Annotated in this window: 10 protein-coding genes and 2 tRNA genes; 2 read left to right on the forward strand and 10 right to left on the reverse strand. The window is 37.5% G+C overall.

Annotated features, from left to right (window positions below):
* The first annotated feature begins 8 nt into the window (after window positions 1-8).
* The gene (gene frr, locus ACZZZC_RS03150) at window positions 9-572 is read left to right on the forward strand and encodes a ribosome recycling factor (RefSeq protein ID WP_463484801.1); all 564 of its coding nucleotides are present in this window, start codon (window positions 9-11) and stop codon (window positions 570-572) included.
* A 42-nt stretch (window positions 573-614) separates the two neighbouring features.
* Here the strand turns inward: frr and ACZZZC_RS03155 are convergent, their stop codons facing one another.
* From ACZZZC_RS03155 to ACZZZC_RS03165, 3 genes are all read right to left on the reverse strand, one after another.
* Window positions 615-1655, reverse strand: coding sequence for a LacI family DNA-binding transcriptional regulator (locus ACZZZC_RS03155; RefSeq protein WP_463484802.1), 1041 nt, complete (start codon window positions 1653-1655; stop codon window positions 615-617).
* 177 nt (window positions 1656-1832) lie between these two features.
* Window positions 1833-1976: transfer RNA gene (locus tag ACZZZC_RS03160), tRNA-Asp, on the reverse strand.
* Window positions 1977-2045: 69 nt separating this feature from the next.
* Window positions 2046-2155 (reverse strand) — tRNA-Asp (locus ACZZZC_RS03165).
* 156 nt (window positions 2156-2311) lie between these two features.
* On the opposite strand from ACZZZC_RS03165, the gene ACZZZC_RS03170 reads away from it, so the two are divergent.
* Window positions 2312-2788 (forward strand): Lrp/AsnC ligand binding domain-containing protein, encoded by a 477-nt coding sequence (locus tag ACZZZC_RS03170; protein ID WP_463484803.1) that lies wholly within the window; start codon window positions 2312-2314, stop codon window positions 2786-2788.
* Window positions 2789-3057: 269 nt separating this feature from the next.
* On the opposite strand, the gene feoB is transcribed toward ACZZZC_RS03170, so the two are convergent.
* The 7 genes from feoB to ACZZZC_RS03205 form a co-directional block, all read right to left on the reverse strand.
* On the reverse strand, window positions 3058-5166 hold the full coding sequence (gene feoB / locus ACZZZC_RS03175) for a ferrous iron transport protein B (protein ID WP_463484804.1): 2109 nt from the start codon (window positions 5164-5166) through the stop codon (window positions 3058-3060).
* Between the two features lie 10 nt (window positions 5167-5176).
* A complete protein-coding gene (locus ACZZZC_RS03180) occupies window positions 5177-5392 on the reverse strand; it encodes a FeoA family protein (RefSeq protein WP_010600239.1) in 216 nt (71 codons plus the stop codon).
* A 174-nt stretch (window positions 5393-5566) separates the two neighbouring features.
* The gene (locus ACZZZC_RS03185; protein ID WP_463486598.1) at window positions 5567-8335 is read right to left on the reverse strand and encodes an outer membrane beta-barrel protein; all 2769 of its coding nucleotides are present in this window, start codon (window positions 8333-8335) and stop codon (window positions 5567-5569) included.
* A gap of 162 nt (window positions 8336-8497) precedes the next feature.
* On the reverse strand, window positions 8498-11314 hold the full coding sequence (locus ACZZZC_RS03190) for an outer membrane beta-barrel family protein (protein ID WP_463484806.1): 2817 nt from the start codon (window positions 11312-11314) through the stop codon (window positions 8498-8500).
* A 253-nt stretch (window positions 11315-11567) separates the two neighbouring features.
* Window positions 11568-11966, reverse strand: a complete 399-nt coding sequence (locus ACZZZC_RS03195) for a VanZ family protein (protein ID WP_463484807.1) — start codon at window positions 11964-11966, stop codon at window positions 11568-11570.
* A gap of 11 nt (window positions 11967-11977) precedes the next feature.
* Window positions 11978-12358, reverse strand: a complete 381-nt coding sequence (gene gcvH / locus ACZZZC_RS03200) for a glycine cleavage system protein GcvH (RefSeq protein WP_463484808.1) — start codon at window positions 12356-12358, stop codon at window positions 11978-11980.
* 328 nt (window positions 12359-12686) lie between these two features.
* Entirely contained in the window at window positions 12687-12917 is a 231-nt protein-coding gene (locus tag ACZZZC_RS03205; protein WP_463484809.1) for a response regulator transcription factor, read from the reverse strand.
* Window positions 12918-13095 lie beyond the last annotated feature (178 nt).

The following is a 13095-nucleotide window of genomic DNA, read 5'->3' on the forward strand; positions in this document are numbered from 1 at the left end:
CACATATTATGAACGAACTCATACAATTGCAATTAATGGATGCCCAGTCTTCTATGGATAAGGCTATCGATCATTGCGAATCAGAATTAACTAAAATTAGAGCTGGTAAGGCTTCTGCAGGAATGCTTGATGGTATTTTTGTAGATTATTATGGTGCTTCAACAGCCTTGTCTCAAGTATCTAGCATTAACACTCCTGATGCCAGAACGATTGTGATTCAGCCTTGGGAAAAATCGTTATTAGTGCCAATAGAAAAAGCTATTCAGGTAGCAAACATCGGTATCAACCCCCAAAATGATGGTATTGTAATTCGTTTAGTTGTACCACCATTAACTGAGGAACGTAGAAAAGACCTGGTTAAAAAAGTAAAGGAAGAGGCAGAACGTGGACGCATAACCGTTCGTAACATTCGCAAAGATGCAAATACCAAAATACAAAAGTTAAAAGGAGAAGGTGTATCTGACGATGAGATAAAGACAGGTGAAGCCGAAGTGCAAAAATTAACTGATGCTTATATCATTAAAGTTGATAAGCATGCAGAAGCAAAGGAAAAAGATGTAATGACCGTTTAGGTTGTCAATCATTAGAATAATAAAAAGGGAATAAGTTCTATCTTATTCCCTTTTTTTATGCTGGTTTTTTGGAAGGGTAGATTCCCGTTCGATTAATTTGGTGGATAACACAATCTGCTTAAAAGCTAATTCCTGTTCTTTCGACTCCAGTTTTGAAAGCAATATTTTCATCAGGTTTTCTGCAATTTCCTGTACAGGCTGGGCAACTGCAGTTATAGGTGGCGTATAAAATTCGAGTAGCTCAAAATCATCAAAAGATAGCAAAGCAGGTTTTAAAGCAGGTGAGATTTCCATTTGTTTCAGCGTTCGCAAGCCATCAAGGCAAATGTAATTAGCAGAGAAAATTACTGCATCAAGCTGCTTTTCCGAAGAAAAAAATGCTGTCATTTGTTCGATCGAAGTTAATTCGGAACGTTGATATTTCACCTTTTTGATAATAGCAGGAAGCTTATGTTCCTCCATGGCTTTTTCATAACCCGCTAACCGATCAACCATTTGTTGTAAATCTGTTTCGAGTGTTACAAAGCCAATATTTTGGTAGCCGTTATTAATCAGGTGTTGTGTAGCGTTAAAGGTTGCCCCTGCATTATCTATCACCACATAATCGGTTTGCAGTTCTGGCACATAGCGATCAAAAAGTACAACAGGAGTATTGGTTTCTATTAGTTTTTTAGTTTCCGCTTCAAATCCCTCTGGCAAGGCCATAATATATCCATCTACATGCCGGTCGCGAAATATCTGGAGTAATTCGATAGCCTTTTCATAACTGTTGTGCGTACTGCTGAAAAGAATCTTGTATCCGTTTTCAGAGGCTTTCTGATCTAAATGATGCGCTATACGGGAAAAGAAAGGTTCAGAAATATCGTCGACAAGAAAACCAATTACATTTGTTTTTCCGGTACGCAAGCTCTTTGCAAGGGTATTGGGCTGGTAGCCCCATTTTTCGACTAAATCAAGGACCTTTTTAGTAACAGCTTTACTTATATTTTTTTCTTGAGCTTTGCCATTGATCACGAAAGAAACGGTAGTGATGGATATATTTAATTCGTTTGCTATATCTTTTATTTGGATTTTCTTTTTCATCAATGTGGTATAACACTTTCAATAGATCGAAATATAGGAAATATTTGAATATTAACTCAATTTTAATATCGGCACCGGATAAGTATAAAGACGACTTCGACCTAAACAGTCTAAAAAAGAAAAAGAGCAACCTATCCAGGATTGCTCGATTAACTAACTTATTATTCATAAAAAATGCTGTTGGGGAAGGAGTCGAACCTTCAAGGGGTAGTTAGCTACAGTTCAAAAAATTAATTGTGGTCAACCCAATAAACTGCGTTTGTCCCATTATTCCCCACCACCGAGACAAGGAGGCGTGTCTGCCAATTTCACCACCCAACATTTTAGTCATCAGTCTGGAGTCGAAAGTACTGAGTCTAAAGACTACTGACTAAGGACTGGACTAAGTCGCTGTAGGGGAAGGAATCGAACCTTCAAGGAGTGGTTAGCCATTGCTGGTTTTCCCATTATTCTCCGCCACCGAGACAAGGAGGTGTGTCTGCCTGTTTCACCACCCTACATTATGTTCAGCAATTGTGAAAGAACGTTCCCTTTTTGTTAATTGCTTGATACAAATGTAAAAGAACTCTCAATACCTTGCAAATATTTTAAACATTTAATTTTATTTTTATAATATTGATAAATATTTGTAAATTCGCTTATCATAATTCAAAAATATGCTTAAAAAAGACAATTCCAATTTAGAAATTGACAACCTCGATATCGATATATTGAAACAGTTAATGCAAGATGCAACGAAACCTTATACGGAAATTGCCAAGGATTTAATCGTATCTGGGGGTACAATCCACGTTAGAATGAAGAAATTGCAGGAGATGGGCATTATAAAAGGGTCTCATCTGATTATCGATCCGCAGAAAGCGGGTTACGATATTTGTGCTTTTTTAGGAATTTACCTGGAGAAGGGAATACAATATAAAGATGCTGTTGCTCAATTATGTAAAATCAAAGAGGTGGTAGAATTACATTATACCACTGGATCTTATAGTATGTTCGCGAAAATTATTTGTAGGGATACGAATCATTTACGCCATGTGCTTAACGAAGAAATTCAGGCGGTTAATGGAATTCAACGGACAGAAACGCTAATTTCTTTGGAAGAAAGCATTAAAAGGCAGATCGAGTTGGGCTAATGTGGAGTTGGGAGTCTTTAGTCTGAAGTCTCATGCGCAGGATTCGAAATCCTATATTAATTGCGATTAAATGGGCAATTGAAGTACAATTGCATGTTAGTTAGATCCGATTGCAGTGAACACGAATCCCGAATTTCTTCGGGAAAAGTAAAACGGAAAGCGGGAACAAACATAAATAGATGGAGGAATTTGCTCTCCAAATCTTAATGATCATATTTATAAGAAGGCCTTTCGGCTTCGCTCAGGGTGACAGTCGAGAAAAAATTAAGCTACTTTAACAACTGATAAGCAAGGAGTGCAGCAAAGTAGGCCATGGCTGTCATGTAAACCAACTGAATGATAGGCCATTTCCAGCCCTTTGTTTCGCGGTAAACAATAGCCACGGTACTCATGCATTGCATTGCGAAAGCGTAAAACAACATCAGCGATACGCCAGTTGCAAAAGTATAAACAGGCAAGTTGGTTCGTGTGTTTTTTGATGCGGCCATGCGCTCACGGATAGTAGAGGTATCTTCATCTCCACCGTCAACGCTATAAATGGTAGCCATTGTACCTACAAAAGCTTCGCGGGCGGCAAACGATGTGATTAGCCCAATACCGATTTTCCAATCGTAACCGAGTGGACGAATGGCAGGTTCGATCCAATGCCCAAGAATGCCCACATAAGAATTTTCGAGCTTTTCTGTTGCGATTAATGTTTCAATATGGGTTGTGTTTTTAGTCGTATCTGCTAATGCTGATTCGTATTTTTTATCAATGTTTTCGAAGCGATCTCCGGGGCCAAATGTCGCCATTACCCAAAGGATAATAGAAATAGCAATAATCACTTTCCCGGCTTCGATTACAAAGGTTTTCGACTTCTCATACATGGTATAGAAAACGTTTTTCCACCTTGGCATTCGGTAAATGGGCAGTTCCATGATGAAGTAAGACCGCTCTTTCGTTTTAATAATGATTTTCATTACCCAGGCAACCAATACCGCTGCAATGATACCCACCAAATACATGATCATTAGCGCTAAACCCTGCATGTTGAAGATGCCTAATACATTCTCTGAAGGGATAATTAATGAGATAATTAGAATGTAAACTGGTAACCTTGCGGAGCAACTTACCAATGGCGTAACCATAATGGTAATCATTCTGTCTTTCCAGTTTTCGATATTTCGGGCGGCCATAATGGAAGGCACTGCGCAGGCCAAACCACCAATCATGGGTACAACAGATTTACCGTTTAAACCCACTTTACTCATGATTTTATCCATCATGAAAGTAACACGAGCCATATAGCCTGTATCTTCTAAAATGGAAATAAAGGCAAATAGAATAGCAATTTGAGGTATGAATACGAATATTCCACCTAAACCAGCAATAATTCCATCGAGTACTAAATCGGTAAGCATGCCTGCTGGTAGATATTTGTGACCAAGTTCAGTGATGAAACCAAAACCACTTTCAATCCAATCCATCGGGTAGGCCGACCATGCAAATATGGCGTTAAAGATTACAAAGAGAATCAGTAGAAAAATGGCAAAACCCCAAACTTTGTGGGTTAAAACTGCATCGAGTTTATCGCTAAAAGAGAATTTTTGCGCCCTGCCGCTATCCGTTACTACATCTGATAGAATTTTACTCAAATGTTGGTAGCGAACAACGGTTTCTGCTGCCTGAATTTTCGACGATTCGAAATGGTGCGATTGTTCTATATGTTCAATTTCTTCTTGTTCTTGAGGGCTGAAGAAAGTTAAATATTCGTGTTGATGCAACACCTGCAAGGCAAAGTAATCATTATCAGAATTCAATTTCGATTTTATGGCGTTGATTGCGGCAGGCGCTAAACTGTTCACATCAACATCTTGAAATTGTGTGGCAATCTTAGTGGTATTGGCGATGGCTTGTTTCAACCGGTCGATACCAATATTATTCCTTGCAGAAATGGATACTACCTGGATGCCTAATTTTTCTGAAAGCTTGTTTAAATCAATACTGATGCCTTGTTTTTCGGCAAGATCAATCATGTTTAAAGCTAAGATTATTGGAATACCCAAATCGGCTACCTGCGAGTACAACAGCATGTTGCGTTTTAGGTTTGAGGAGTCAGCGATAAGTACAATAACATCTGGATGACTACTGTTTTCTTTGTCGGCTAGTACCTGAAATACGATACTTTCATCGCTGCTTTTCGGATATAAGCTATAGGTTCCAGGCAAATCTATAATTTCGGCCTGTTTACCATCAAGCATTTTCATAAATCCTGTTTTTTTATCAACAGTAATGCCTGGAAAGTTTCCGATTTTTTGATTTAACCCCGTTAAACGGTTAAAGAGTGTAGATTTACCTGTATTGGGATTACCAACTAATGCAACTTTAATATCCAAACCAGCTTATTTATTGAATGATAATAACATCAGCTTCGCTTTTGCGCAAACATAACTGATATCCAGCAACTCGAATAGCCATCGGATCGCCGAGCGGAGCAAAACGTTCTACTTCTACCACCTCGCCAGGCAAGCAACCCATTTCCATTAATTTAACAGATAAATCGAGATCTGTAAATGAAATGATAGTGCCCTTTTCGCCTACTTTTAGATTGGAAAGTTTCATTATATGATCTTGTTTACTCGTATTTCGTAGCCTTCGAGTTCTTGATCTTTATCATCCCTTTACTCTTAGGTTATTCATGTGCTGAATTGAGGCGCAAGTTACCCTTTCTTTAGATTTATTCCAAATAACGACTGTTAACATTGCTGTTAAAAATCTTGTTTTACTAAATAATGATTAATTGCGTTGTCGGCCGCCGCCAAAACCTCCTTCACCTCCACGTCGGCGTCCTTCGCCACCTTCATTTCCTCTGATTCGATTTTTGCCACCCATTCTATTAAGCGAGTAAGTAAATGAAAACATGAAATAACGTTTAAGCACATTAAAGCTTACATCTTGTATGGTGTTGTTGTTTGCCGTTCTGCTTATCCCCTGATTTTCATTTAACAAATCGTTTACAGCAGCCTTGAAAGTACCGCGGTTTTTAAAAAACTGTTTGCTAATGTAAGAATTTACCAAAGTGAAATGAGTGTCAAAGGCTTCTCCGCGACCGGTATTCTGATTATAATGGGCATCTACAGACCAGCGGATATCGCCAGGGAAAAGATAACTTACACTTACATTTGGACTGAAGGTATAGAAACGGGTGTTCGAATTTGGTTGAACAGAATAGGTAGCACGATTGATTGAACCATTAACACCAGCCGTTAAATCAAGCTTATCCAAATTAGAAACCAGGCGGTAACCGTTGGTGATAGACCAGCTGTTGGTGATGTTTCTTAATGAATTGGTGAAGTTTACATCGCGATCGTAGTTACCTGAAACGTTAATGTGAAAGTTAAGTTTATTCTCGCTCATTAAAGGGAGGCTTAATGATGAAGACACGCTACCTGCATACACGCCGTTTACGTTTACTGGCGTAATGGCTAGCTTGCCTTGATCTGGTCCACTTTGAATTAAACTACTGCTGTTGGCTATTTTATTTGAGGTTTGGATAAGGTTGATGTTTACAAAAAGCGATCTATTTTTGCCCACGGTGAAAGTGTTGTAGGCAATTCTCAATGTATTATCAAATTCAGGCCTTAAATCGGGGTTACCGACTGGAATATTTTGAGTGTTGGTATTGTTGGGAATAGGTTGCAATTGCTGTATAGTGGGCTGATTGGTTCTGCCCCGATAATTGAAAACCAATCTTTTGCTATTACTAAAGTTATACCTAAACATGGCCGATGGCGTATAGTTAAATACATTCTGCTTTAGGATAAATCCACGGGTAATGTTGTTGTTCGTTCGATCGGTATTTTGAACTGCCATACCCGCATTCCAATTGTATTTTTTTGCTGATTTATTAATACTGAAACCCGCGGTGTTGGTTAAAATAGTGTTCTCATAAGAATTACTAAAAGTTTGATCGAGCAAATCGTATTGTAGTGTTGCAGGATTGAAATTGTATGTAAACCGATCGGATGTGTTGTGGTTATATCCGTTTTGATAATTCAGCTCGAAACTTAATGTATTGCTCAATGGCTCGGTATATACCAAACGCGTATTTTGGTTGATGGATTCACTTTCCTGATCGTTTAACTGGTTGGTGCGTTTTTGAGTGGCTACCGTCCCTTCAATTCTCGTCTCAGGATTATCATTGTAATTTTCACTGTCGTTGTTGTTAATGTTGGTATTTAAATTCAATGATAATGTTCTGCCGCGACGCATGAATTTTTTTCTTAGCAAAATGTTATTACTAATGGAAGGAGATGTACCGTGGTTGGTTAATGTTTGCGACCCATTAATGCGGTAAGTATTGTAATCCCGGGTATATTCACTAAAATTTAGGGATTCGTTATTGGTATAACTGATGTTAGGTTGGATCCTTAATGAAGTAAGTGAGTCGATTTTGGTATCAACCATGAAACCCAAACGGTGGTTCAATCGCTCTGAATTATTCGTTTGATTGTTATTAAATATTGTGGTCACATCACCTAGAAAGTTTTGGGTAACACTATTCCTCAGGATTAGATTTTCAGATTTATTAACGAAGTAGTTAACGCTTACTTCTGTTTGATCGGAATAAGTATCATTATAATTAAAACCTGCAGCTTTTGTATCGGTTATGCCACCTCTGCCTCCATTATTCCCGCCATTTCCACCGCCTAAGCCGCCACCGAAGTTTTGTTTATTTACGTTATTGAATTGAGCAATTACGCTTAGCTTTCTATCCTGATCAAAATGGTTGATATTGGCATTGATATCATATCGATCGTCTGAGCCATAACCAGCTGTGGTATTTCCGAAGTAACCGTTTTTCTTGTCTTTTCGAGTGGTGATGTTAATGATCTTGGTTCGTGTGCCATCGTCAATTCCTGTAAATTGAGCCTGATCAGAAAGTTCATCGATAATCTGAATTTTATCAATCATATCGGCGGGTAAGTTTTTAGTGGCCAATAGTGGATCGTTGCCAAAAAATTCTTTTCCATCTACCCGTACTTTAGTAATGGTTTCACCTTGAGCTTTTACGGTTCCTGCCTTGTCTACTTCAACACCTGGAAGCTTTTTTAGTAAATCTTCTACCACTGCATTTTCCACTACTTTAAATGAGCTTGCATTAAATTCCAGCGTATCCTTTTTTACCACAATCGGTGGAACCTCCGCCTTAATCTCAACGGTTTGAAGATCAATCGCCCCGCCTTCTAGTATAATATCTCCAACATCAGCATTCGGTTTGTCAGCTGTAATCGCGAAATCTTTTGTCGTGTTTTTCAAGCCCAGAAAGGCTGCATATATCCGGTAGTCGCCGGGTTTAAGGCCCTTCAAAATAAATTTTCCATCTTCAGTAGTACTCACCGCACCAACCATGCTCGAGTCTGACAGATTTTTAACGGCTAAAGATGCATAATCTATAGGTTTTTTATCTTTTGATTGAAGTACACGCCCACTTACAGAACCATTGTTTTGGGCAAAGGCATAGCATGAAAATAAAATACAAATTAGGGTAAAGAGTTGTTTCATTCGGTTAGTTTCCTGGTTTAAAAATAGAGACTAACAACGATATTAAAGGTTTATTTGATTTAAGTAACAATTGAAATACATAACTGTTGATTTAACAGTTATAAATTGGAACTAAAAAAAAGTCTCGGCTACTAAACCGAGACTTTAAATAATTTTTTGAGCTTACATTCTCATTCGCTGACCGCCGCCTCCGCCTTGATTTGGCATCTGCATATCGCCACTCATATTTCTTCCGCCGATGCGGGTTAATGAGTAAGTAAACGAGAACATAAAGTATCTCTTTAAAACATTATAATTTAAATCGGTAATGGTATTGTTGGTAGCTGTTCTGCTAATCCCTTGATTCTGGTTAAAAGCATCATTTACTGCAACTTTAAATGTCCCTCTATTTTTAAAGAACTGACGGCTGATGTAAGAGTTTACCAAAGTAAATTCGGTGTTATAACCTTCGCCACGGCCAGTGTTTTTAATATAATCCAAATCAATGGCTAAACGGATATTTCCAGGGAATACATAACTAATATCGAAACTTGGGTTTAGCGTATAAAAGTTTGTGGTTTGACCAGGATTAGCGGAATACGTGGCCCTGTTGTATGTTCCAGAAATACCTCCGGTTAAATCGAACTTATCAAAATTGGTTACCAAACTGTAGCGATTTGTTAATGCGTAAGTATTGGTAATATTTCTTACTAAATCTGCAGGGTTGTTATTGGCTGTAGTAAAGTTTACGTTTCGGTTGTAATTTGCATTTAACGATGCATTTAAATTTAATTTACGTTCAGGGAGAAGTGGTAAACCCACATTTACGCTTCCAGTACCAGAGTAAACACCATCAACATTTACATAGGTAGTTCTGATTTTACCAAAGTCCACATCACTTTGGTCTGTAACCAATTGACTACTGTTTCCAATAGCGTTGAATGTTTGGCTTAAATTGATGAACGCGAAAAACATCCTGCTCTTTGCAAAGTCGAAATTATTGTAATTAATGGTTAAATTATTATTAAAAGCTGGTTTCAATAAAGGGTTACCCACAAATACACTTTGCGTATTGGTATTATCAGGAATTGGTTGAATTTGATTAATGCTTGGCTGTTGTGTGTTTCCTCTGTATCGTATATTTAATCTTCTGGCATTACTAAAGTTGTATCTGAAGTTAGCTGAAGGAGTTAAATTGATAAAGTTTTGAGTTCTAACCATACCAGTGGTCACATTGGTATTTACCCGGTTGGTTTTTTGAGCAGCTAAGCCGATATTCCAATTGTATTTTTTCTCGTTCGTGGTGTAACTTACACCTGCAGCATTTGTTAAAGTCTGGTTTTCGTAAATGTTGGTATAATCTAAATTAACTAAATCATACTGCCCGCTTGCTGAGTTAAAATCCAGAACTTGTCTGCCTTGATTATCATGAGCATAGCCATTTTGGTAATTTAGCTCCAGGCTTGTTGTTTTAGAAAGCGGTTCGGTGTAAACTACTCTTGCCGTGTTATTAATCGAATTGCTATTTACTTTATTCAACTGATCAATAAGTGATGGAGTAGTAACATTATTCACCGTGTTACTTTCAGAGATATAATTGTAAGTATCTGCATCATTGTTATTGATGCTGGTATTTACGTTTAATGATATCGTTCTGCCACGTCTTTTGAACTTCTTACGAATCAATAAATTATTAGCAATGTTTGGCGTGGTTGAATTGCTAATATAGCGCTGATCTCCAGTAGTTGAAGTAGCGATTAAATTTCTGTTGTAAGTACTTAAGTTCGTTGCATCAGATTCTGTAAATGAAACATTTGGCTGAATCTTAATTGTTGTTGATGAATCCAGCTTGGTATCAATCATAAAATTAAACCTATGATTGATTCGATCTGTATTGTTATCTGCGGTATTGTTAACGGTGGTAATCGAGTTTCCCAATAAGTTTTGGGTAAAACTGGTTTGCTGGTTGGATACATCCGATCGGTTAAAAAAGTAACTACCTTGAATTTGAGTTCCGTCTTTATAGGTATCGGCAAAGTTTAAACCGCCAGCATTGGTATTGGTAATACCTCCGCTACCGGCGCCACTACCGCCACCACCAAAGTTGCCACGGCCACCGCCGCCAAAACCATTTCCAACACCGTTACCCTGGCCAAAGCTTTGTTTGTTTACATTGTTAAATTGTCCAATTACGCTGAATTGTTGGTCGTTATCAAATTTGTTTACGTTAATATTGGCATCATATCTTTCGTTGGTTCCATAACCGATGCTGCTATTGCCAAAATAGCCTTTTTTCATTCCAGCTTTGGTAGTAATGTTCAAGATCTTGCTTCGGGTACCATCATCAACGCCAGAAAATTGCGACTGTTCAGACATTTCATCAATCACTTGAATTTTATCAACCATATCTGCAGGAAGGTTTTTTGTAGCCAAAAGCGGATCACTTCCGAAAAATTCCTTGCCATCTACTTTAACCTTCGTAACGGTTTCACCTTGTGCTTTAATACTTCCATCTTTTGCCACTTCTACACCAGGGAGTTTCTTTAAAACATCTTCCACCACGGCATTTTCTCTCACTTTAATTGATTTGGCATCAAATTCTAATGTGTCGGTTTTAACAACCACAGGAATACTTGCCGTAACATTTACATCCTTTAAGTCAAGTCCATCATCGGTCATGGCAATTTCGCCGGCATTAACAGTGGTCTTGGCCACTTCAATATCTTTGGTGGCCGTTTTTAACCCTAAAAAGGCTGCGTAAATGCGGTATTTTCCTGGGGCTATAGCTTTAAAGCTAAACGTTCCATCAGGATCGCTTTGGCCAGAAGCCACAACTGCCGAATCTTTTAAACTTCTTACCGCAATGGTTGCGTAATCAACTGGTTTTTTATCTTTAGCACTGACTACTTTGCCAGTAATAGCGCCGGTATTTTGAGCTTGAGCGAAGTAACCGCAAAAAATAAGAACAATAAAAACTGCTCTTTGAACGTTCTTTTTCATTAGAAAAAATTAGATATTAATACAAAACTAAGCTATCAGACTAAGCGAAGTTTAAAAGGTTTGGTTAAGATGTGTTAAATGCTTGGTAACATTTTAAATACAGCAGGTGGGATGTAGCCGTAAGAGATAATCGAGCGATAGAATTTATCTAATTTGAGAAGGATAAGGTTTATAATAAACTTTTGGACAGTTACAACCTTTTTTAAAAATACTGCAGCCACTTAAGCTTAAGCATGCACCAACGATGAGTAAACTAAGTATTTTTTTCATTAAGATTTAATTTGTGAAGTAATATGTAACTGAATACGGCCATCAAAGCGCCCAACATATCGCAGCCAAAATCCCACCATTCTGCCGAGCGATAGGTGAATACTTTCCACTGTAATATTTCGATGGTACCGCCGATAATGGCATTAATCAAAATGATTTTAAAAATGGTTAACGTTCTAAAACCATAATTATTTTGATATTTTATCTTCCCATAGAATAATAAAACAGAAAGTATAAAGAAAAAGCCCAGGTGGGCCATTTTATCAAAACCTTTGAAGAAAAATCCATTTCCTTCCGAATCGGGTAATTTAATATTACAAAGCACCAAGACAACAATTGTCCAGAAGATGGCCCATTTTTGTCGTTTCAGTGCTTCGTACAAAATATGATAAATTAAGCGCCTACTAAAGCTTGATAAGCTTCTGCAGTTAATAATTCTTCTACTTCAGCTAAATCAGATAATGAAACTTTAACCATCCAACCTTTACCATAAGGGTCGCTATTAACCAACTCTGGATTATCATTTAATTCTGAATTGATCTCTAAAACAGTACCTGTTACCGGCATATATAAATCTGAAACTGTTTTTACTGCTTCAACTGTACCGAAAACTTCTTCTTTAGTTACTTCAGAGCCTACGCTGTTGATGTCAACATAAACGATATCGCCTAATTCGCGTTGTGCGAAATCAGTAATGCCGATAAATGCTTCATTGCCTTCAACCTTAACCCACTCGTGGTCTTTAGTGTATTTTAATTCTGATGGAAAATTCATTTCTTATAAATTAGTTTTGCCAAAGTTAGCTAATATGTTGGAATGTTGAAATGTTATTGTGGTAAAGAATTTTACCAGGTTATCAGTTAGCATCGCCTAAGGTTGGACTTATAGCTTGCTAGGGAAAGATGTGCCTGGCATATGGATAAAAAATAAAATGTTAATGGCCCAAAAAGGCTATTTAGCGAATAAACGAAACTCGATAAGTTTGTAATGTTAATTTATTCGGGACGATAGATTAAATAGTAACGCTTTGCTATGCTTATAGCAGAGCGTTTTTTCTAACCAAATATTTTAAAAGCCTTTTCAAAAAGTTGAGAGGCTTTTATTATATCTTAAGCAAGCCGTACTTATAAGCAAACGACACTAATGAAGCGCTGTTCTTTGTTTTGGTTTTAACCATCAGGTTTTTCCTTATAGATTCAATTTTATTCTCATTTAAGTTGAGTTTTTGGCTAATTTCACTATAGGTCAAACCTTCTGCTATCAATTCAAGTGCTTTAATTTCCTGCTCATCCAGTCCCATAATTTTAGGGATAGCTATATTATTGTTTTCCATTTGAATGAAATGAACAAGAATTTAGCCAGATTGTTTTGTTTCGACTAATTACAACTACAAATTCTAAGATTTATGATTGTTGCGTATAACAGATTAATTAGCTGGTACAGAGTCTGAAGGCATTTTGAAAAGTAATGGTAGCCATAAAGTTATATAGCTCCATTCCTTTATATCGAAG

It is taken from the genome of Pedobacter sp. AC212 (assembly GCF_979258625.1).

Coding starts and splice junctions, on each gene's coding strand:
- frr (WP_463484801.1), top strand. CDS start 9: ATGAACGAACTCATACAATTGCAATTAATGGATGCCCAGTCTTCTATG.
- ACZZZC_RS03155 (WP_463484802.1), bottom strand. CDS start 1,655: ATGAAAAAGAAAATCCAAATAAAAGATATAGCAAACGAATTAAATATA.
- ACZZZC_RS03170 (WP_463484803.1), top strand. CDS start 2,312: ATGCTTAAAAAAGACAATTCCAATTTAGAAATTGACAACCTCGATATC.
- ACZZZC_RS03180 (WP_010600239.1), bottom strand. CDS start 5,392: ATGAAACTTTCCAATCTAAAAGTAGGCGAAAAGGGCACTATCATTTCA.
- ACZZZC_RS03185 (WP_463486598.1), bottom strand. CDS start 8,335: ATGAAACAACTCTTTACCCTAATTTGTATTTTATTTTCATGCTATGCC.
- ACZZZC_RS03190 (WP_463484806.1), bottom strand. CDS start 11,314: ATGAAAAAGAACGTTCAAAGAGCAGTTTTTATTGTTCTTATTTTTTGC.
- gcvH (WP_463484808.1), bottom strand. CDS start 12,358: ATGAATTTTCCATCAGAATTAAAATACACTAAAGACCACGAGTGGGTT.
- ACZZZC_RS03205 (WP_463484809.1), bottom strand. CDS start 12,917: ATGGAAAACAATAATATAGCTATCCCTAAAATTATGGGACTGGATGAG.